18 protein-coding genes are annotated in these 20,964 nt (G+C 68.7%); 10 read left to right on the top strand and 8 right to left on the bottom strand.

The features are described from left to right. Positions 1 to 27: 27 nt before the first annotated feature. The 4 genes from ABD927_RS19525 to ABD927_RS19510 are packed head-to-tail and all read left to right on the top strand — an operon-like array spanning position 28 to position 3,503. Entirely contained in the window at positions 28 to 900 is an 873-nt protein-coding gene (locus ABD927_RS19525; protein WP_345251526.1) for a branched-chain amino acid ABC transporter permease, read from the top strand. Positions 901 to 911: 11 nt separating this feature from the next. After that, the gene (locus ABD927_RS19520) at positions 912 to 1,985 is read left to right on the top strand and encodes a branched-chain amino acid ABC transporter permease (protein WP_345251525.1); all 1,074 of its coding nucleotides are present in this window, start codon (positions 912 to 914) and stop codon (positions 1,983 to 1,985) included. Then, positions 1,982 to 2,812, top strand: coding sequence for an ABC transporter ATP-binding protein (locus ABD927_RS19515; protein ID WP_345251524.1), 831 nt, complete (start codon positions 1,982 to 1,984; stop codon positions 2,810 to 2,812). Before ABD927_RS19520 ends, ABD927_RS19515 begins: the two co-directional genes overlap by 4 nt. After that, the gene (locus tag ABD927_RS19510; protein ID WP_345251523.1) at positions 2,799 to 3,503 is read left to right on the top strand and encodes an ABC transporter ATP-binding protein; all 705 of its coding nucleotides are present in this window, start codon (positions 2,799 to 2,801) and stop codon (positions 3,501 to 3,503) included. Before ABD927_RS19515 ends, ABD927_RS19510 begins: the two co-directional genes overlap by 14 nt. A gap of 67 nt (positions 3,504 to 3,570) precedes the next feature. Here the strand turns inward: ABD927_RS19510 and ABD927_RS19505 are convergent, their stop codons facing one another. Beyond that, positions 3,571 to 4,389 (bottom strand): siderophore-interacting protein, encoded by an 819-nt coding sequence (locus ABD927_RS19505; RefSeq protein ID WP_345251522.1) that lies wholly within the window; start codon positions 4,387 to 4,389, stop codon positions 3,571 to 3,573. A gap of 51 nt (positions 4,390 to 4,440) precedes the next feature. Here ABD927_RS19505 and ABD927_RS19500 point away from each other — a divergent pair, with 51 nt between their 5' ends. Then, on the top strand, positions 4,441 to 4,965 hold the full coding sequence (locus ABD927_RS19500; protein WP_345251521.1) for a MarR family winged helix-turn-helix transcriptional regulator: 525 nt from the start codon (positions 4,441 to 4,443) through the stop codon (positions 4,963 to 4,965). Positions 4,966 to 5,011: 46 nt separating this feature from the next. On the opposite strand, the gene ABD927_RS19495 is transcribed toward ABD927_RS19500, so the two are convergent. The 6 genes from ABD927_RS19495 to ABD927_RS19470 all read right to left on the bottom strand — a co-directional run bounded on the left by ABD927_RS19495 (position 5,012) and on the right by ABD927_RS19470 (position 11,942). Further along, on the bottom strand, positions 5,012 to 6,988 hold the full coding sequence (locus ABD927_RS19495) for a hypothetical protein (protein ID WP_345251520.1): 1,977 nt from the start codon (positions 6,986 to 6,988) through the stop codon (positions 5,012 to 5,014). A gap of 112 nt (positions 6,989 to 7,100) precedes the next feature. Beyond that, a complete protein-coding gene (locus tag ABD927_RS19490; protein ID WP_345251519.1) occupies positions 7,101 to 8,087 on the bottom strand; it encodes a Bug family tripartite tricarboxylate transporter substrate binding protein in 987 nt (328 codons plus the stop codon). 84 nt (positions 8,088 to 8,171) lie between these two features. Then, on the bottom strand, positions 8,172 to 9,272 hold the full coding sequence (locus tag ABD927_RS19485; RefSeq protein WP_345251518.1) for a mandelate racemase/muconate lactonizing enzyme family protein: 1,101 nt from the start codon (positions 9,270 to 9,272) through the stop codon (positions 8,172 to 8,174). 101 nt (positions 9,273 to 9,373) lie between these two features. Next, positions 9,374 to 10,786 (bottom strand): aldehyde dehydrogenase family protein, encoded by a 1,413-nt coding sequence (locus ABD927_RS19480; RefSeq protein ID WP_345251517.1) that lies wholly within the window; start codon positions 10,784 to 10,786, stop codon positions 9,374 to 9,376. After that, positions 10,783 to 11,406, bottom strand: coding sequence for a thiamine pyrophosphate-dependent enzyme (locus ABD927_RS19475; RefSeq protein ID WP_345251516.1), 624 nt, complete (start codon positions 11,404 to 11,406; stop codon positions 10,783 to 10,785). The genes ABD927_RS19480 and ABD927_RS19475 overlap by 4 nt, the downstream gene beginning before the upstream one ends. Next, entirely contained in the window at positions 11,406 to 11,942 is a 537-nt protein-coding gene (locus tag ABD927_RS19470; RefSeq protein WP_345251515.1) for a decarboxylase, read from the bottom strand. The genes ABD927_RS19475 and ABD927_RS19470 overlap by 1 nt, the downstream gene beginning before the upstream one ends. A 191-nt stretch (positions 11,943 to 12,133) precedes the next feature. Here ABD927_RS19470 and ABD927_RS19465 point away from each other — a divergent pair, with 191 nt between their 5' ends. The 3 genes from ABD927_RS19465 to ABD927_RS19455 all read left to right on the top strand — a co-directional run bounded on the left by ABD927_RS19465 (position 12,134) and on the right by ABD927_RS19455 (position 15,314). After that, complete coding sequence (locus tag ABD927_RS19465; RefSeq protein ID WP_345251514.1) at positions 12,134 to 13,060, top strand: LysR substrate-binding domain-containing protein; 927 nt, start codon at positions 12,134 to 12,136, stop codon at positions 13,058 to 13,060. A gap of 120 nt (positions 13,061 to 13,180) precedes the next feature. Further along, positions 13,181 to 13,864 (top strand): cupin domain-containing protein, encoded by a 684-nt coding sequence (locus ABD927_RS19460; RefSeq protein WP_345251513.1) that lies wholly within the window; start codon positions 13,181 to 13,183, stop codon positions 13,862 to 13,864. 193 nt (positions 13,865 to 14,057) lie between these two features. Then, positions 14,058 to 15,314 carry an MFS transporter gene (locus ABD927_RS19455; RefSeq protein ID WP_345251512.1) on the top strand — a complete coding sequence of 419 codons (1,257 nt, stop codon included), beginning with the start codon at positions 14,058 to 14,060 and terminating at the stop codon, positions 15,312 to 15,314. Positions 15,315 to 15,448: 134 nt separating this feature from the next. Here ABD927_RS19455 and ABD927_RS19450 read toward each other — a convergent pair whose 3' ends face one another. Next, on the bottom strand, positions 15,449 to 17,071 hold the full coding sequence (locus ABD927_RS19450) for an ABC transporter substrate-binding protein (RefSeq protein ID WP_345251511.1): 1,623 nt from the start codon (positions 17,069 to 17,071) through the stop codon (positions 15,449 to 15,451). A 429-nt stretch (positions 17,072 to 17,500) separates the two neighbouring features. Between ABD927_RS19450 and ABD927_RS19445 the strand changes: the two genes are divergently transcribed. Both ABD927_RS19445 and ABD927_RS19440 read left to right on the top strand, forming a co-directional pair. Next, the gene (locus ABD927_RS19445; protein WP_345251510.1) at positions 17,501 to 19,846 is read left to right on the top strand and encodes an amidase family protein; all 2,346 of its coding nucleotides are present in this window, start codon (positions 17,501 to 17,503) and stop codon (positions 19,844 to 19,846) included. A gap of 44 nt (positions 19,847 to 19,890) precedes the next feature. Then, on the top strand, positions 19,891 to 20,934 hold the full coding sequence (locus tag ABD927_RS19440; RefSeq protein ID WP_345251509.1) for an ABC transporter ATP-binding protein: 1,044 nt from the start codon (positions 19,891 to 19,893) through the stop codon (positions 20,932 to 20,934). Positions 20,935 to 20,964: the final 30 nt, after the last annotated feature.

Below are 20,964 nucleotides of genomic sequence, written 5' to 3'. Positions count from 1 at the left end.
CGAGGCCGCCGCGGCCGGAGGAATCCCGTGGATCAAATCCCGCAACACCTGCTCAACGGCCTCGTGCTGGGGGCGACCTACGCGCTGCTGGGGATCGGCCTGACGCTGATCTTCGGCATCATGCGGGTGGTCAATTTCGCGCACGGCGAACTGTACGCGCTGGGTGCCTACGTGTCCTACGCGGCGGTGTCGCTGCTGGGGCTGGACTACCTCGCCTCGCTGCTGCTGGCCGCGCTGGCCGGGCTGGCGCTGGGCGCGCTGATCGAACGGCTGCTGCTGCGCAGGCGCAACCTGGCCGCCATCGACGAAGTGATGCTGATCATGATCGGCGTGATGATCGTCATGCAGAACGCCGAGCTGCTGATGTGGGGCGGCGTGGCCAAGTCGGTCGCCTCGCCCTTCCCGCAGGAGCCGCTGGTGCTGGGGCCGGTGTCGGTGTCGCCGCTGCGGCTGTTCGTGCTGTGCGCCGCGCTCGCGCTGCTGGCGGTGTTCTATTTCGTGATCGAGCGCTCGCGGCTGGGGCTGTCGATGCGGGCCACCTTCCAGGACCGCGACGCGGCGCGCATCGTGGGGGTGGACGTGTCGCGCATCTATACCCTCACCTTCGCGCTCGGCTCCTGCCTGGCGGCGATGGCCGGCGCGCTGCTGGCGCCGGTGTTCGTGGTCACGCCCACCATGGGCGACCTGGCCAGCCTGAAGGCCTTCGCCATTGTCATCCTGGGCGGGCTGGGCAACCTGGCCGGCGCGGCCATGGGCGGCTTCGCGCTGGCGCTGGTGGAGGAATTCGGCGCCGGCTACATCTCCACCGCCTACCGCGACGCGCTGGGCTTCCTGGTGATCCTGGCGGTGATGCTGATCCGGCCGCAGGGCTTGTTCGCGGTCAGGGAAAGGGTGGGTTGAAGATGGCCGGCATGAACCGATTCGCCTTCCCGGCCTGCGTGCTGCTGCTGGCGCTGCTGCCGCTATGCTGGCCCGATCCCTACCTGCTGTCGGTGGTGGCCTCGTGCGGCATCTTCATCGTGGCGGCCATCAGCCTGAACCTGCTGCTGGGCTATACCGGCCAGCTCAGCCTGGGGCATACCGCCTTCTTCGGCATCGGGGCCTACACCACGGCGCTGATGTCGCTCGGCTTCGACGTGACGCTGCCGGGACTGGAACAGCCGCTGGCGGTGGCGCCGCAGCCGGTGTGGCTGTCGTTCGCCGGCGGCGTGCTGGCAGCCGGGCTGGCCGGCTGGCTGCTGGGCCGGCTGGCGCTGCGCGTGCGCGGGGCGTACTTCGTCATCGTCACCATCAGCTTCGCGCAGGTGATGCGGATGGTGGCGCTGAACTGGGTCGACCTGACCGAGGGCCCGATGGCCCTGAACAACATTCCGGCGCCGACGCTGTGGCTGCCCGGCCAGGGCGTGGTCGAGCTGACCACCAAGGCCGCCACCTACTGGCTGGTGCTGGCGGTGGCCGCCGCCGCCTGGCTGCTGGTGGCGGCGCTGGTGCGCAGCCGCGCCGGCCGCGCGATGATCGCGCTGCGCGAGAACGAGACGCTGGCACGCTCGGTGGGCATCGAGGTCACCCGCTACCTGCGCCTGGCGGCGGTGGTGTCGGCCGGCATCGCCGGCGCGGCGGGCTGCCTGTACGCCCACACGGTGCGCATCATCGACCCGGACGTGTTCGCCTTCATGTTCACCATCACGATGGTCATCATGGTGATCGTGGGCGGCAAGGGCACGCTGGCCGGGCCGGTGGCGGGCGGGCTGATCTTCGGCCTGCTGCCCGAGGCGCTGCGCGGCACCGTGGCGCCCGAGGTGCAATGGATGATCTACGGCGCGCTGATGATCGCGGTGCTGTGCCTGATGCCGCGCGGCATCGTGCCGGCGGCGGGGTCCCTGCTGCGCCGGCGGCGCCGGCCCGCGGCGATGGCGGAAGCCGCGGCGCCGGCCCCCCCTGCGCCGCAGGCCGCCGCGCCGGCCACCCGTGGAGAAGCCGCATGACGACGATCGCCTATCCGCAGGCGACTGCGGCCCCGGCTGCGGCGCCGCAGCCGCCCGCCCTCGAACTGGCCAACGTCACGATGCGGATCGCCGGCCTGACCGCGGTCGACGACGTCAGCTTCGCCGTGCCGGCCGGCCGCATCGTCAGCCTGATCGGACCCAACGGCGCGGGCAAGACCACCACCTTCAATGTGATCTCCGGCTATATGCGGCCCACCGCCGGCAGGGTGCTGCTGTTCGGCCAGGACGTAGTGGGCCTGGCGCCCGAGCGGATCTCGCAGCTGGGCCTGGTGCGCAGCTTCCAGCGCACCAGCGTGTTCGCCGGCTGCACCGTGTTCGACAACATCCTGACCGCGCTGCACCTGCGCGGCCGCGCCGCGCTGTGGCAGACGCTGCTGCGCACGCCGGCCTTCCGGCGCGAAGAAGAATCGCTGCGCCGGCAGGCCGGCGAACTGCTGGATTTCCTGGAACTGCGCGAGCGCGCGGCCGAGCCCGCCGCCAGCCTGTCGTACGGCGAGCAGCGGCTGCTGGGCGTGGGCCTGGCGCTCGCGGCTCGGCCGCGCGTGCTGCTGCTGGACGAGCCGGCGGCCGGCCTGAACCCGTCGGAAACCGAGGCCTTCAAGGCCATGGTCAGGCGCATCGGCGAACGCGGCGTCACCGTGCTGCTGGTGGAGCACGACATGCACATGGTGATGTCGATCTCCGACCACATCGTGGTGCTGAACTACGGCCGCCTGATCGCCGCCGGCACGCCGCGGGCGATCCAGCGCGACCCGGAAGTCATCCGCGCCTATCTCGGCTCAGGAATCAAACGTGCTCAAGCTTGATCGAATCTCGGTGCGCTATGGCGCCACGCTCGGCGTCGACCGCATCTCGCTGGAAGTGCGCGAGGGCGAACTGGTCACGCTGATCGGCGCCAACGGCGCCGGCAAGTCCACCACGCTGCGCGCCATCAACGGGCTGGAGCCGCTGGCCGGCGGCAGCATCCATTTCGACGGCCACCTGATCTCGGGCGCCACGCCGGCGGCCATCATCGACCGCGGCATCTCGCACTGCCCCGAAGGGCGGCGCGTGTTCCCGCAGCTCACCGTGCGCGAAAACCTGGAGATGGGCGCCTACCGGCGGCTCGACCGCCAGCGCGTGGCCAGCGACATGGAGCGCATGTTCGACAGATTTCCCCGCCTGCGCGAACGCGCCGGCCAGGTGGCCGGCACGCTGTCGGGCGGCGAGCAGCAGATGCTGGCGATCGCCCGGGCCCTGATGTCGCGGCCGCGGCTGGTAATGTTCGACGAGCCCTCGCTGGGGCTGGCGCCCAACATCGTCGAACAGATCTTCGGACTGGTGCTGGAAATCCGCGCCGAAGGCACGACGGTGCTGATGGTCGAGCAGAACGCCTACGCCGCGCTGGAGATGTGCGACCGCGGCTACCTGCTGGAGAACGGGCGCATCGTGGACCAGGGCAGCGCGGCCCAGATGCTGGCCAATCCGGAGATACGGCGGGCCTATCTGGGCGGATGAAGGCGCCACGCCCGCCTCGCGCTCACGCCGCCCGTCCGCGGTGCCGGACCGCCGCCGCGGCGGCGGATTATTCGCGGCTCAGGTTCTCGTGGTGGCCGGCCGCGCCGCGCTTCCAGTACGCGGCGACCTTCATCCGCCGCTTGTCCAGCCCATGCGCCAGCAGCGCTTCGCGCACCGCCACCATGTCGCGCGCCTCGCCTGCCGCCCACGCATAACCGCTGCCTTGCGGCAGCTCCAGCGCCCGCACCGCGGCGGGCAGCGCGCCGTCGCCGGCTTCCACCCATTGCAGCGACAGCTCCGCCCGCGTAGCCAGGATGCGGCGATCGGCCGGGTCGGCCACCTGCAGCAGCACCTGCGCGCGGCAGCCAGCCGGCAGTTCTTCCAGCCGCCGAGCGATCGCCGGCAGCGCGGTTTCGTCGCCGGCCAGCAGGTGCCAGTCGTAGCCCACCGGCACCACGAATGAGCCGCGCGGCCCGCCCACGCCCACCCGCTGGCCGGGCCGGGCGCGCGCCGCCCAGTCGGCGGCCGGGCCGTCGCCGTGCAGCGCGAACTCGATTTCAAGCTCGCCCGCTGCCGTATCGAAGCGGCGCGGCGTGTAGTCGCGCATTGCAGGACGCGCGACGCCTTCCTGCCACTGCGGGCCATCGGGGCCCATGGCCGGCAGCGCCGGCTCGTTCTGCCCGGGCGCGGGCAGCATGAGCTTGACGTGATCGTCGAAGGACGCGCTGGTAAAGCCTTCCAGCTGCGGACCGCCGAGCGTGACGGCGACGAAATGCGGGCTGACGCGCCGCACGCGCAGGACTTCGAGCAGGCGCGCCTTCAGCGAATGGCGCACGCGGCGCACGGCCAGCGGGTCGGACGCGTCGAATACGGAATCGTTGGCCATGGGAGCCTCGTTGGTTGATAATGTCTACCACTCTAGACTCACGAGTTGATAATGTCAACAAAACAAGGCCCAGCCGAAACACCGGACGCGCCGGCCGACGCCGCGCCGCCCTGTAGCCGGGCCGCCGGCATCCGCCACGCGGCAGACGGCGGCGACGGCCAGGCGCACGCCTTCGAACGCATGCACGAATTGATGTTCCTGTTCCGGGGGCGCCTGCAACAGGCGCTGCGCGAGGACGCCTCGGGCCTGACCGGCCTGGAGCTGCGCGTGCTCGGCTATTTCGGCCGCCAGCCCGGGGCCACGCAGGCCGAACTGGTCCAGCACAGCGGGCGCGACAAGGGGCAGGTGGCCAGGCTGGTCAAAGGCCTGGAAGCGCGGGGACTGCTACGGCGAGAACCCGGCGCGGGGCGCGGGGCCGGTCTGATGCTGACCGAAGCCGGCGCCGCGCTGCACGGCCGGCTGGAGGGATTGCGCGCGCGCGTGGCCGGACGGGCCTTGCAGGCCCTCGATCCCGATGAGCTCATTCAGCTTTCCAGGCTGCTGGACAAGCTGAACGGCGCCCTGCGGCATCAATGAGGATCGGGCGGCGATGCCGGGCCGGGACGCCGGCGGACGTCCGGCTTCAGTACGGGATCGACCGCACGCAACGGGTAGCGATTGCATTTTGCTTCGTCACACCGACCTGCGTGGCTGCATTCGTGGCGAAGTTCACCGCCCAGGCCGTGGTTTGCGGACTGGCTGAAAATTCCGTGGAGCTCCAATAGAGCGAGCTTCCGACGCCCCCGACGCTCCCGAAGCCCCCGAAGCCGAGCTGCGCCAGGTTTTCGTCGATGTTGGCGGTTCCCGAGGCACAACCCGCGCCTGCCCCCGCGCCGGCCAATTGGCAGATTCCAGGCAGCGACCACGTTCCCGGCGGAACTGCGCCGGCCACCAGATCCTGGCAAGACCGGGCAGCGTAACTGGACCCGGTGCCGAGCGTGGCGACGATGGCATTGGTATTCGACATGCCATCGTCGAGGCTGCTGGCGCTTGTCTGTGTCCCGAATCCCCCCCACGGCGTGCTCACGGAAACGTCCACACTGGTTACGACCATGGCCGTGGAAGGCGACGGCACGGCGAAGACCAGGTTGCCGTCGATGGAGAACGCGAGGGCCGTCGTGGCCGTCGAGCTGACGTTGTCGCCGCTTACCGGGATACCCGCCTGGGCCACGTAGGGCTTGGTCGAAGTAAACGATAGCGTGCAGGAACCGTTGGGCGGGATCGCGATGCAATTGCTGGTGTCCTGCGTCGCGGCCGTCCAGCCGCTGGGAAGCGACGCGGCAACGTTGTAGGCCGTATACGTGGTCCCGGTATTGGTCACGGTGATGGTGCCTGTCCCGCCATTGACGGGGATCGTGCCGGTGGCGCTCACGGACAGCGTGGTGCTGTTGTTGGAGCAATTGACATCGACGTTCGTGACATTGGCGCCCCCCATGATGCCGGACCCGTTGGTGACGGTGCAGGTCTGCGTGGCCGGCTGCGTCAACACCGTGACGTTATAGGTTCCGCCCTGGGCGACCGGCGTCGCGAACGTGAAAGGACCGTTGGCCCCGACACCGAGATTGTCCCGGCCATTGTTCTGCAGCGCCACCTGGCCCACGAGCCCGGACACCGTGCCGCCCACCGTATGGGCGTTGGTCGAGCAGGTGACCGCGACGTTCTGCACGTCCGCGCCGCCCATCGTGCCCGATCCGTTGCTGACCGTGCAGGTCTGCGTGGCGGGCTGCGTCCGCACGGTGACGTTATAGGGGCCGCCCTCGGCGACGGGCGCGGCGAAGGTGAACGGGCCGTCGGCAGCCACGGAGAGGTCGTCCACGCCGTTGTTCTGCAATACGAGCTGCCCGGCGAGCCCGGAAACCGTGCCGCGCAGCGCATGGACATTGGCGGAGCAGACCACCGCGACGTCCTGCACCGCCGTATTGCCCATCGTGCCGGCGCCATGGCTGACGGTGCAGGTCTGGCCGGCGGGCTGCGTCTGCACGGTCACCGCGTACGGACTGCCTTCGTCGACCAGCGTGGGGAAGACGAACTGGCCGTCGCCGGAGATCGTCTGCGCGTCGCCGCCGTTGTTCTGCAGCACCAGGGTGCCGGTCAGGCCGGTCACGTTGCCGCCCACGCTCTGCGAAGTGCCCTCGATGGTGTAGCTGCGGGTCCAGACCGCGCCTTTCTGGCTCACCGCCGTATCGAAGGTGGCGCCTTCCGGGTCCAGCGTCAGCGTCAAGGTCTGCCCTGCCGCGCAATCGCCTCCGGCAATCTCGACGGTAACGATCTTGCCGTCGGCGCCGATGGACGGCGTGCCCGTCGGCAGCGCGGTGCAGCTTCCGCTCACCCGGAAAAATTCCGGCGCCAGGGAAACCACCTTGGTGTTGAAAGTGGCGACGACGGTGGCCGGCGGCGTGGTCGGGCTGTTGGAGTCCGCCTGCACCGACGCCAGCGCCACGACGTCGGGCGGCGGCGGCGAATCGGGCTCGTCCGACGAATCGCCGCCGCATCCATAGAGCGCGGCGGCAAGGCCGATGAGCAGGAAAACTTGCAACAGCAGGCGCGACGCATGCTTCATGACGGCTCCGATGATGTTTTTTGGTCGGGTGTATCGGGCCGCCGATCAGGGCCATGCCTGGAGGAGGGCCGCCGGTATCATATCAGCATGACATCGGCGGCCTCGCCGCGGTTTATTGCGGCTCGATCCCGGCGTCGTGGATCACCTTGGTCCAGCGCGCCGAATCGTCGTTCAGGAACTTGACCAGTTCCGGCCCGGTACGGCCGTCGGGCAGCACGCCCATTTCGATCATGCGCTTGCTGATGTCGGGCAGCTTGACCACCGCGCTGGTATCGCGCGCCAGGCGGGCAACGATGTCGGGCGGGGTCCCGGCGGGCGCGTACATCGCGTGCCAGGTCTGCATTTCGAAACCGGGCAGGCCCAGTTCGGCGATCGGCTTGACCTCGGGCAAGAGCGGGATCGGCTGAAGCCCGGTCACGCCCAGCGCGCGCAGGCGGCCGCTCTTGACCAGCGGGCCGGCCACTTGCGCCACTTCGAAGGCCATGTCGATCTGGCCGCCCATCAGGTCGGTCATCACCTGCGGGCTGCCCTTGTACGGCACGTGCAGCATCTGGGTGCCGGTCGCGCTCTGGAACAGCTGGGCGGCCAGGAAATGCGCGCTGCCGATGCCGCTGCTGCCGTAGCTGTACTTGCCGGCGGGCGCGGCGCGCAGCTTGGCGATCAGGTCCTTGACGTCGCGGAACGGGCTGTCGGTCGGCACCACCAGCACCGTCGGGAAGGTGCCCAGCAGCGCGATCGGCGCGAAGTCCTTCTGCGGCTGGTAGCCGGGATTCTTCATCAACAGCGGGTTGATCGAATTGACCGTGGTATTGCCGGCCAGCAGCATGTAGCCGTCGGGACGGGCGCGCGACACCACCTGAGCGCCGACGATGCCCGACACGCCCGCGCGGTTGTCGACCACGATGGTCTGGCCCAGGCGTTCGCCCAGCGGCTGCGACAGCAGGCGGATGATGGTGTCGACGCCGCCGCCGGCGGTGTACGGGACGATGATGGTGACGGGCCTGTCGGGATAGGCCGGCTGGGCCCGGCCGACGGCCGGCAGCATGCCGGCGGCGGCGAGCAGGCGCAGGGTATCGCGCCGTCGGATATCGATGGTCATGGACTTCTCCTCAATGATTGTGTGACAGCGATCTTGTGACGACGCGCCGCGCCGGCGGCGCGCCGGAAAGCGATGCGGGCGGCGCTACGACAGCTTGTGCCTGTCGATGAAGGCGCGATCGAGCGTCAGCCCCAGGCCCGGCCGGTCGGACAGCACCAGCTCGCCGTTTTCCAGGCGCGGGGTTTCCTCGAACAGCGGCAGGCTCCAGGTCACGTACTCGATGGTCAGGCCGTTGGGACGCGCGGCCACGAGGTGGCCGGCGATTTCGGGGACCACGTGGCTGGCCACCGGCAGGTTGAAGGCCTGGGCCATGCCGGCCACCTTCAGCCACTGCGTGACGCCGCCCACGCGGAACAGGTCGACGATCAGGATGTCGACGCTGTGGGCGGCGATCATCTGCGCGAACGGCGCGATGCCCCACAGGTATTCGCCGCCCGCCACCGGCGTCGACAGGGCGGCGGCGAGGCGCGCCAGGCCGGCGAAGTCGTCGTGCGCGATGGCGTCTTCGACCCAGGCCATGCCGACGTCTTCCAGGCGGCGGCAGATGTCGATCGCCTGTTCGGGGCGCCAGCCCTGGTTGGAATCGACCATCATCGCCACGGCCGGGTCCAGCTCGCGCCGCAGCAGCCGCACGCGCGCCACCTCGCGCTCGGGCGAGGTGGGCGCGGCCAGCGCGGTCTGGATCTTGACGGCCGGGAAGCCCTGCTCGGCCAGGGCCTGCACGCAGCGCACGGCGTCGGCATCGCTGAGCTCGCGGCGCACGGTGCCGCTGGCATAGGTGGGTGCGCGGCCGCGCAGCCCGCCCAGCAGCTTCCACAGCGGCTGGCCCTCGACCTTGCCGCGGATGTCCCACAGGGCGATGTCGATGGCCGACAGCGCCAGCGCGAAAATCCCGCCCGGCCCCGCGCCCCACGCCGCCGCGTGCAGGCGGGCGTGCACCGCCTCGACCTGCAGCGGATCGAACCCCGCCAGCAGCGCGCCCAGTTCCTCGATGGCGCTGTGCAGCGCCTTGGTGAGCGGATTGGCGTAGAAATGAAAAGTCAGCCCCAACCCTTCCACGCCATCGTCCGTGATCACGTGCACCACGATGAAATTGCGGACGGTGGGCGGCTCCACCGCCAGTCCGGCCAGATTATGCGTCTCGGGAACGCCGACCACCTCGGCGTATATCTTGTTGATTTTCACAATACTTCCTACAACTTATAGACACCCGCCCCATGTCGCGGCTCGCACCCGGGATGCGGCGGATCCGGCCCCTGGGGGACGCGCGAAGCGCGTAGGGGGGCCTAATGACTGATGGTGATCAGCCTCTCCTCGGTCATTTCGCGGATCGCGTAGCCGGGGCCTTCCCAGCCGAAGCCGCTGTCCTTGACGCCACCGAACGGCATGGCGTCGACCCGGGCGCTGGAGGCCTCGTTGATGTGGACGCCGCCGAAGCGCAGCGCCTGGGCGGCCTGGAAGGCGGCGTGCAGGTTCGACGTGAACAGCCCCACCGACAGGCCGAACGGCGTCGAATTGGCCTGGTCGATGGCGTCCTGCAGGCGGTCGAATTCCACGATCGACACCACCGGCCCGAAGATTTCCTCGCAGGCCACGCGCATGTCGCGCCGGATGCCGGCCAGCACGGTGGGCGCCATCACGCTGCCTTCGCGCTGCCCGCCCAGCAGCAGCCGGGCACCGCCGGCCACCGCCTCTTCGACCCAGGCCTGCGCGCGGCGCGCGTGGTGCTCGCTGATCATCGGGCCGATGATGGTGGCCGGGTCGGACGGATCGCCATACGTCATCGCCTTGGCGGCGGCCAGCACCTTCTCGGTGAATTCGGCGGCAATGCGGCGGTCCACGTACAGCAGCTGGGTCGAGGTGCAGACCTGGCCGGCCTTGCGGAACGCCGCGTTGAGGATGCGCGGGATCGCGCGATCGACGTCGGCGTCGTGGCAGACGATGCTGCCGGCGATGCTGCCCAGCTCCAGCTGGGTCTTGCGCAGGCCGGCGGCCTGCTGGATCAGCCGGCCCACGCGGGTGCTGCCGGTGAAGGCGTAGAACGCGATGCGCTGGTCGGCAAGCAACTGCGGGCCGATGGCGTTGCCGTCGCCGTGCACCAGCGTCAGCAGTTCCGGCGGCAGGCCGGCGTCGAGCAGCGCTTCGCACAGCGCCACCGCGCCCAGCGGCGTGATGTCGGACGGCTTGACCACCACCGCGTTGCCGCCGGCCAGCGCCGGGCCGACCTTGTGCGCCACCACGTTCAGCGGCGAATTGAACGGCGTGATGGCGCACACCACGCCGCGCGGGAAGCGCATCGTGAAGCCCATGCGGTTGGCCACGCCGTCGCCGGCCTGCAGCGGCGCGATCTCGCCGTGCAGCCGCTTGGCCTCTTCGGCCGACAGCTCCAGCGTCTGCACGCAGCGCGCCACTTCGTTGTCGCCGTCGGCGCGGGTGAAGCCGGCTTCGTCGCGCAGCAGGTCCACCAGCTGCGGCGCGCGGCTGGCGATCACGCGCGAGGCCTCGAGCAGCACGCGGTAGCGCTTGTACGGCGGCAGCACGCTGGCCGCGCCGCGCACCGCGCCGTCGACCGCCTGCGTGACCTGCTCGGGCGAGGCCACGGCCATTTCGCCGTAGGGCTCGCCGCGGTATTTGTCTTTCAGCGTTTCGGAAGAAACGCCGTCGACCCACTTGCCGCCGATCAGCAGGCGGCCCTTCATGGCCGCTGCTCCGCCACGGCCGGCTTGATGGCTTCCATGAAACGGTTGCGGATCTTGGCCGGGTCGCGCTCGGTCACGCCGGCCGGCGGCTTGCTGTCGGCCCGCACGCCGATGAACAGCGGCCCTTCCTGCTTCAGCGCGCGGTCGACCAGCTCGCCGAAATGCGTTTCGTCGGCCGCCCAGTACGCCTGTTCCAGCCCGGCGCCGCGCGCGATCGCCACCAGGTCGACGCCGCGCGAGGTCAGCGTGGGCTGCGCGCCGGTGATCTGGTAGGACTCGTTGTCCCACACGACGATGGTCAGGTTGCGCGCGCCGACCGACGCCACGGTGCCGAGCGCGCCGAGTTCCATCAGCAGCGAACCATCGCCTTCCAGCGCGAACACGCCGCGCTTGGGCTGGGCCATCGCCACGCCCAGCGCGATCGGCGCCGCCAGGCCCATGCTGCCGAGCATGTAGAAGTTCTGCGGCCGCTGGCCGGCGGCCCACAGGTCGAAATTGGAATGGCCGATGCCGCCGATCACGGCCTGGTCGCTCAGCTTTTCCACCAGCAGGCGGGTCAGCACGGAACGGTTCATTACCTTGGCCGCCGCGCGGCCGGTGTCGATCTTGGTGGTCGTCATCACGCTCTCCCGCGGTTCGTAAGCAAGGGCGACAGGATCATCGCGGCCGAGGCCTGGGTGGCGAAGGCTTGCTTGAGCATCCGGTCGACCACGAACTCGACGTCTTCCTGCCGCTCGATGCCGAAGTTCTCGATATTCATCGCGTTCAGGATCGGCCGCATCGTGCGGCACACCATGACCTGGCCGAGCTGGAAATCGCCGATCGTGCCGCGTTCGGAAATCATCATCGGGATCGGGATCTGGTAAGGCAGCGCCAGCGAGGCCAGCACGTTGGGCAGCGTGGCGAAGCCGCTGGTCTGCATCAGCACGATGCCGCGCAGGCCTGCCATGTAGGCGCCGGCCACCAGGCCGACCGCCTCTTCCTCGCGCGCCGGGGTCACCACGGTGAAGTAGCCGTCGGCCTCGATGCGCCGGATCAGCGGCGCCAATACCTTGTCGGGCACGTAGGTGATCAGTTTCACCTGGTTGGCCTTCAAGACCCGCACCACGGTCTCGTCCCACGTTTCGCCGGCCGGCGTCGTATTCTGCTGGGTCATCGTCGTTCCCGCCGCTCCTTTCATACAATTGTCCACCGGCGGCATCGGAAACCGCCGGCACCTATCGTTCTCGACAATTGAGAACTGTACGTCCGGCGCGGCGCCGGGACCAGACGCCCGAAACCAAGGGGTGTTCAAGAAAAATGAACGGCCGTCCCGCAGCCGGGGCACGCCTCGCACAAGGAAGAACGATGGAGCTGCGTCAACTGCGGTACTTCGTGAAAGTGGTGGAAAGCGGCGGCATGGGCCGCGCGGCGGCCGAGCTGGGCACCTCCACGTCCACGCTCAGCCAGCAGATCAGCAGCCTGGAAAGCGAACTGTCCACCCGTTTGCTGCAGCGCCGCGCCACCGGCGTCACGCCCACCGAATCGGGCCTGGCTTTCTTCCGCCAGGCCCAGCTGATCCTGCGGCAGGTGGAGAACGCCTCCACGCTGGCGCAGCAGGCCAGGCTGTCGGGCAGCGTCAGCGTCGGCCTGGCGCAGACCACGGGGGCGATGCTGTCGGTGCCGTTCATGCTCGCCATGCGCGAACGCTACCCCGCCATCCGGCTGCACATCATCGAAGGCTTGTCGGCGCAGCTGCTGTCCTTGCTGACCACGCGCCGGATCGACCTTGCCATGGTGTTCGACGAGGAAGCCGCGCGCCGCCTGAGCGCGGTTCCGGTGCTGAGGGAACAATTGTTCCTCATCGGCCGGGCGGACCTGCCGGGCATGCCCGGCGGCACCCAGATCGAGCTGCAGCAGATCGAGCGCCTGCCGCTGCTCGTGCCCAGCGTCACCCACACGCTGCACACGCTGATCTTCGACGCGATGCGCAAGATCGGCGCCACGCCCCACATCGCCGCCGAAATCGACGGCCTGTCCATCCTGCTCAAAGCGGTGCGCGCCGGCGTGGGGGCGTCGATCCAGCCCGGCTCGGCCATCGCCGGCCTGAACGACCCGGGGCTGGCCGTGCTCAAGATCAACAAGCCGCGCATCGTGCGCACCAGCCTGCTGGCCAGCCTGGCGGACGACGAACTGTCGCCGGCCGCGGTGGCCGCGCGGGTGGTGCTGAGCAGCGTGGCGCGGTCGCTGGTGGTCAATGGCGCCTGGCAGGGGGCGACGGTGGTGGATCCCTGACATGGCATACAATTTGACTTTCTATCAAGTCGCTTTACAAGCACGAATCAGAATTTCGCCACCCGGCGGCCGCCCGGCGACAAGGGGAGCCGGCGCGGCCGGTGGGAATCCAGGAAAGCCATGACCAAGCTGCAGACCGAAAAAAAGAAGCCGGACAACGGCAAGACCAAAGCCAGGACCGCCAGGAAACCTCCCGCCAGGACGCCGGCCCGCGCGGAGGCCGCCGAAGCGGCGCACGAGCCGCTGCGCATCGGCTCCAAGCTCAAGCACGCACGGCGGCTGCAGGGCTACACATTGAAGGAACTGGCCGACATCGTCGACTGTTCGGAAAGCATGCTGTCGAAGCTAGAAAACGACAAGCTGACCTCGTCCATCGTCTTCCTGCACCGCCTGGCCCACGCCCTGGGAACGAGCATCGCCGAGCTGTATTCCGAGGAAAACGACCTTTCCGGCCCGGTGCATGTATTCCACGCCGACCGGCGCGCCCACAGCGTCGCCGACCCCGACTCGCCGGACGGCGGCGCGCGGTTCGAACGCATCGTGCCGGTCGACCGCAACGGCCTGCTGCAGGCGCTGATGCACAGCATCCCGCCGGGCGGGCGCAGCGGCGGGACGGTCAGCCACGCCGGCGAGGAACTGGGCTACATCATCGAAGGCGAGGTCGAGGTCACGGTCGACGGCAAGAGCTATGTGGTCCGCCAGGGCGACCTGATCTTCTTCCCGTCCTCCCTGCCCCACGGCTATTACAACAGGGGCGACAAGATGGCCCGCATGCTGAAGGTGAACACCCCGCCGTCGCTGTAGCGGCCGGGGCACGAATACGCGAAGGACGATGGGAAATGCGCCGCGCCGCGCATTGTCGGTATATTATTGACGCTCAATAAAGTCACTTGAGTAACCGCTTTCCGCGGCTGCGCGGAGCGGTTGCGCCGCCCATCGCGTCCTCCTGTTCATCGCGAGCATCGGGGTCTCGGTCAGAACAGGAGCCCCGTTGTCGATGAAATCCGATGCCGCCGCCGCGCCCGCCGAGGGCCCGGCCGATGAAACGTCCGCCGGCGCCGTCCCCTGGCGCGAGAATTACGTTTCCTTCGCGATCTCGCGCGTGCTGTCCGCGATCGCCTCCCAGGGCATCGCGATCTCGCTGGGGTGGCTGGTCTACGACAAGACCCACAGCGCGTTCTACCTGGGCCTGATCGGGCTCTGCCAGTTCCTGCCCATGGTGGTCCTGACCCTGGTGGTGGGCCAGGTCGCCGACCGCTTCGACCGGCGGCGCATCGCCCTGGCCGCGCAGATCGTCAAGGCCATCGTCGCGATCGGCCTCAGCTGGAGTATCTGGTCCGGCACGCTGGGCGTGCCCATGATTTTTCTTGCCGTGGTCATCCTGGGCGCCGCGCAGTCGTTCGAACAGCCCACCATGCAATCGCTGGTCCCGAGCATCGTGCCGCCCTCGGCGCTGCAGCAGGCGCTGTCGGTCACCACGGCGCTGACGCAGACCGCCACCATCGTCGGCCCGGCGGTCGGCGGCGTGGTCTACGGCATCAATCCGCTGGCGCCGTTCGTCCTGGCGGCGGTGCTGTTCGTGCTGGCCAGCGTTTGCGTCAAGTCGATCAAGACGGTGCGCGGCGGCAACAACCGGGGGCCGGTCACGCTCGGCTCGGCCTTCGCCGGCGTTTCGTTCATCTTCGACCGGCCGGTCATGCTGGGCGTGATCTCGCTCGACCTGTTCGCGGTGCTGCTGGGCGGCACCACCGCCCTGCTGCCGATCTTCGCGCGCGACATCCTGCAGGCGGGGCCGTGGGCGCTCGGCCTGCTGCGGTCGGCCTCGTCGGTCGGCGCGGTGCTGATGTCGCTGTTCATCACCCGCGTGCCGCTGAAGACCGCCATCGGCCTGAAAATGCTCGGGGCGGTGGCCGTGTTCGGGCTGGCGACGATCGTCTTCGCGCTGTCCACCAATATCGTGCTGTCCATCATCGCCCTGGCCGTGCTTGGCGCAGCCGATACCATCAGCATGGTGGTGCGCATCACGCTGGTCCAGCTGCTGACGCCGGACGAAATGCGCGGCCGTGTCAACGCCGTCAACTCGCTCTTCGTCGGCACATCCAACCAGCTCGGCGAGTTCTACTCCGGCACCCTGGCCGGCTTCGTCGGCCCGGTCGCCTCCGGCGTCATCGGCGGCGTCAGCACGCTGGTGGTGGTAGCCATGTGGCTACGCCTTTTCCCCGACTTGCGCAAAGTCAAAACCCTGGCGGGGTGAGGCCCCCCTACGCGCTTCGCGCGCCCCCCAGGGGCGGCACTGGCGGACCGGCGGAGCCGGATCCGCTGTGCCCTGGAGGGGCGCCCGTTGGGGCGGGGCGATGACGCTAGAGGGCTGAAAGGAGGAGTTATTGGCTACACCGTCACCTGGGTGAAGTCCTGGTACCAGCTCTGGGCCTGGACGAAGCCTTTCACCTTGGGGCTGAGGGCGCGCGGGTTTAGGTCGTGCACGCCGAAGATGTTCGGCGCGTCGTCCACCACCAGCGCATGCGCCGCCGCCAGCTTGGCGTCCTGGCCGGCCTGGTCGAACGCGGACAGGGCTTCGGTCAGAAGCTGGTCGACCTCGGGATTGCTGTAGCGCCCCCAGTTGCTCGTGCCGCCTTTTTCGCGGGTGAAGCAATTGGTGTAGAACTGCGTGGGATCGCCGAACGGCTGGCCGTGGCAGATCACGTCGTAGCGTTCGGCGCCGTTCACGCCCGGCACCTGGCGCATGGCCGTCAGCACCGATCCCCAGTCGGCCACCACCAGGTCGACCTTGACGTTGAGTTCCTCCAGGCTTTGCTGCACGAACTGCCCCATGGGCACCGGCACCATATTGCCCGAGCCCGCCGTGGGAATCAGGGTCTTCAGCGTGATGGGCTTCTTGCCGGGGCCGTAGCCCGCCTCGGCAAGCATGGCCTTGGCCTTGTCGGGGTCGTAGCCGTAGATCTGCGTCGGCTTGCCGAACAGCTTGTAGTTCTGGTCGTAGAGCCCGACCGCTGGCGTCGCCGTGCCGTTGAGCAGGCCCACCATGCTTTCGCGGTCCAGCCCGTAGTTCAGGGCGCGCCGCACCCGCACGTCCTGCAGCGGACCGGGATCGGCGCAGTTGAGCACGAACGACCACAGGTGCAGATAAGGCTTGGTGATGACGTTGAAGCCCGCGCTCTTGAGCGCCGGGATCGAGTCGGGGTCGGGGAACTCGATCCAGTCGACCTGGCCCGAGCGCAAGGCCGCCACCCGCGTATTCGAATCGGCGATCGGCCTGAGCACCAGACGGTCGAGCCTGGAACGGTGCTTGGGATCCCAGTAGTCCGGATTGGGCACCAGTTCGATGGCGACGTGGGGCGTGACCTTGGCCACCTTGAACGGCCCGGTGCCCGAGGGGTTCGAACGGAACGCCAGCCAATCCCGGCCCAGTTTCTCGTATTGCCGCGGACTGACGATGAACAGGCGCGACAGGTGATAGGGCAGCAGGCTGAACACCGTCTTGGTGCGGATGGCGAACTGCGTGTCGGACACTTTCTCGTAGCCGGCGATGATGGCCGCGTAGGCGCCGGCGTAGGTCGGCGCCAGCTTGTCGTAGTGCGGCGCGTTGCGGTTCAGCTGGCGATCGAAGTTCCACACGATGTCGTCGACGCTCAGCGGCGAGCCGTCATGGAAGGTGACGCCCTTGCGGATCGTGAAAAGCCATCGCTTGTTGTCGGCGGGATCGATGTGCCATTCGGTGGCCAGCCCCGGCACGAGGTCGGGCGGCGTCTTGGTGTTGGCGAAATCCCACAGGACCAGCGCATCGAAGATCGGATAGCCCGCGAAGCGCCCGCCCTCGCTGCCGTTGTCGGGCATGCCGTTGGTCAGCGGCACGTCGGTCGTGGTCATCGCGATCCGCAGCGTGCCCCCGCCGGCGCCCTGCGCGAATACGCCGCGCGGTCCTGACGCCGCAAGCAGCGCGGCGCCGGCGCCGACCGCTTTCAACGCATTGCGACGTGTGATCGTTCCCATGTGTTCTCTCCCTTTGCCCAGCACGCCTGCGCGTCTGGATCAGCGTTTCCGGAAGCCCCTGACGCGGGGCGTGATGAAGCCACTGCTTGCAGCCACACGATCCGATGGAGATGGCATTTCTGTCAAGTACCTTGATTAATAATTAAATCCGTTCGAATCAAGCGATCGATTCACCAATGGCGAAAACACGTTTGGCCCGCACAATATCGGTGCCGGCGTGGTCCTCATCTGGTGCAGCCGCCGCACCAACCTAGCCCGGTTTTTCCAAGCCTTCGGATGGTTTGGAAAGTAGCTTGACAGAAAATAAAGTCATGCGACACGATAGCCCTACCGTCAGTCGTCGAGCCACCCCCGGGCGACCCGCATTCGGCGGAACGGATATTGATTGGCCGAGCAGCGGCCGCACGCGCCGCGAACAGGAAAGAAACCATGAACGACATGCACGTGAATGAGAAAGCCGCGGCGAGCCAGGCCGGGGCAGCCCAACCCTTCCGGCTCGAAGAAGCGACGATCGACGACATGCACGCCGCGATCAGACGCGGCGAGATCACCGTCGTCCAGATCGTGCAGCGGTACATCGACCGCTGCAAGGCGTTCAACGGCGTCTCCAGCATGCTGGTGACGGAAGACGGCAAGCCGGTTCCCGCAGCGGCCGGCACGGTGCGCGCCGGCGCCCCGCTGAAGTTTCCGACCGACACCCTGTCCGTGCGCGACTACGTGCCGGACTACGACCGCTACCGGGGCACGCCGCTCGAATTCGGCCGCATGGAAGCCACGGCGTCCGATCCGGCCGTGATGCAGCAGTACGGCATGATCGTGGGCATCCCGAACGCCGGCCAGGTGAACGCGCTGTCGACCCTCAACATCCGCGGCGAACGCTCCACCGTATGCAAGGGCGACTTCGACCGCCATCCCTCCCTCGGCCCGCTGCCGCCGGGCGCGCCGCCGGTGTGCGAGTTCTTCCGCCACCTGCCCGATGCGCTGGAACGCGCCGCCGAGCTCGACGCCGAATACGGCACCGAGCCCGACCTGGAGAAGATGCCCATGTACGGCGTCGTCTTCTCCTTCAAGGATCCGTTCGACACGAAAGACATGCACTCGATGGGCGGCGCCGACGCGGCCTACGACATCGACGTGCCGGCGCGCGACCACATCCTGGTCGACCAGCTGCGCAAGAAAGGCGCCATCATCTTCGCCAAGTCCGTCAGCACGGAATACAACGGCCGCGCCGGCGACCCGGGCGGACGCCACAAGCCGGAGAAAGTGCTGGTTTCCACGCTGGGCTACCAGCGCACCAGCTGGGGCGGCAACCCGTCCAACCCCTACGACACGACGCGCTCGGCCTCGCTCGGCTCCAGTTCCGGCTCGGCGCTGTCGGTCAGCGCCAATCTGTGCATGATCGGGCTGGGCGAGGAAACGCGCGCCTCCACCCGCGGGCCGGCCAACCACAACTCGGTGGCGCTGATCCTGCCGCACAAGGCGATGATCGGCTTCGACGGCGGGGCCATCGGCGCCGACATCCACAACGACCGCACCGGCATCCATGCCCGCAAGATCGGCGACGCCGCCAAGGTGCTCGACGCGCTGAAGGACCCGGTCGAGGGCTATTACGACCCGCGCGACCCGTTCACCACCGTGCCGCGCTCGTCGTCGCTGAGCACGCCCTACGCCAGCCACGTCTACAAGTCGAAGTCGCTCAAGGGCAAGCGCATCGGGATCGTGCGCGAATCCATGTACTGCCTGCCCGATGACGTTGCGGGCCGGCCGATCACCACCGCCGCCGTCCGCGAGATCAAGGAAGTGCTCGGCAAGCAGCTCGGCGCCACGCTGGTCGAATCGTCCTACAGGCACTGGACGCCGGATCCGGAAGTCGAGGCGATGACGGTCGATTTCAGCAAGGCGCTGGCGCGGCTGGTCCCGGTCTTCATGCCGGACATCCTGTACCGGCTGACGCCCGGCGGCGAACCGGTGTTTCCGGAATTCGCGGCGGCGATCAGGCGCACCGAATTCCAGCCCGGCAAGTTCTTCGGCAGCGGCACCATGAATCCCATCGACTACATGGTCGAGATGGCGGAGGGCCGCATCGCGCCGCCCGCCAACCTGGACATCATCACGGTCCAGCACCAGGCCGATTCGATGGCGTTCCGCTTCCACATCCCGCAGTACCTCAGCCGCCGCGCAGAAGACTGGAAGAAACTGGGCTTCGACGAAACGCTGGTCGACTTCCCCACCCTCAACGCGCGCTCGAAGTTCTGGGGCGACGACCATCGGGCCGCGTTCAAGAACTGGGAGGAAGTCATCGACATGCGCAACCCGCTGGACGAGCGGCAGGGCGTGACCGAACGCCTGATGCTGCGCGAACTGCTGCGGCGCGTCGACATGATGGTCATCCTGGAGAACCATCTGGACGGGCTGGTCCGGCTGCATACGCCCTATCCGCCGGGCAAGATCGGCGGCGCGCCGTATCCGGGCTTCATGGGGGCGCCGCGCAACGAGTCGGCCTACGGCCCGAACGCCGGCCTGACCGAAATCCTGATCCCGGCCGGCTACGTTACCGAGGTGTACGACTATACGTTCAAGCTGAACGCCGACGGCACCCGCTACGTGCCCGAGCCACCCACCGCGCCGACGCCGGTGCCGGCGCCGGGCATGCCGTTCTCGCTGGTTTTCCGCGCCGAACCGGGCAAGGAAGACCTTATCCTCGACATCGCGTCGGCCTACGAAGAGGCGTCGAAGCGGCGCGTGATGCCGCCCTCCTTCGGGCCGCTGGCCTGAAGCGGCGGGCGGACACGGTCGACTGGTTGCATACGGAGGTGAGCATGGATCTGCAGGAATCCGAACCGGAACGCGGCGGCCCGGCGCAGCCGCTGCTGATCGCCAAAGGCCTGGTGAAGCATTTCCCGGTCGGGTCCATGCTCGCCGGCGGACGCAAGCTCGTCCGCGCGGTCGACGGCGTGGACCTGAGCGTGCGCAAGCACGAGACCCTGGGCATCGTGGGCGAGTCGGGCTGCGGCAAGTCGACCGTCTCGCGCCTGATCATGGCGCTGGTGGCGCCCACCGCCGGCGAGATCATCTTCGACGGCGATCCGGTGGGCAGCCACAGGGGAATCAGCCTGCGCGACTACCGCCGGCAGGTGCAGATGGTGTTCCAGGACAGCTATTCCTCGCTGAACCCGCGGCTCACCATCGAGGAATCGATCGCCTACGGGCCGCTGGTCCACGGCGTCGGCCGCCGCGAGGCATCGGAGCGGGCGCGCGACCTGCTGTCGGCGGTCGGCCTGGCGCCCAGGCAGTACGCGCGCCGCTTTCCGCACGAGCTGTCGGGCGGCCAGCGGCAGCGCGTCAACATCGCCCGCGCGCTGGCGCTGCGGCCGCGGCTGATCATCCTGGACGAGCCCGTCTCGGCGCTCGACAAATCGGTGGAGGCGCAGGTGCTGAACCTGCTCGTGGACCTCAAAGAGCAGTTCGGGCTGACCTATCTGTTCATCAGCCACGACCTCAACGTGGTGCAGCACGTGGCCGATCGCGTGCTGGTGATGTACCTGGGCAAGGTGGTGGAGATCGGCCCGGTCGACGCCATCTTCTCCGCGCCCGCCCATCCCTACACCCAGGCGCTGATGAACAGCCGGCCGTCCATGGACCCGGCCCGGCGCCGCACCGAGCCGCCCCTCAAGGGCGACCCGCCCAATCCGATCGAGCCGCCCTCCGGCTGCAGATTCCACACGCGCTGTCCGATCGCCCGCGGCCTGTGCGCAACGGCCGCGCCCGCCCTGCTCGGCATCGGCCAGGCCCGCCAGGCCGCCTGCCACGCCGCCGCGCCCGGCAGCGGCTTCGCCGACAGCGACGTCATGGAGGCCGCATGAACGCGCCCGCGCGGCCGCCCGAAGGGCGCG

It is taken from the genome of Pigmentiphaga soli, assembly GCF_039541095.1.
GTDB classification, from domain to species: domain Bacteria; phylum Pseudomonadota; class Gammaproteobacteria; order Burkholderiales; family Burkholderiaceae_B; genus Pigmentiphaga; species Pigmentiphaga soli.
Note: the sequence above shows the minus strand (reverse complement) of the source record. Positions and strands in the feature narration are given on the sequence as shown.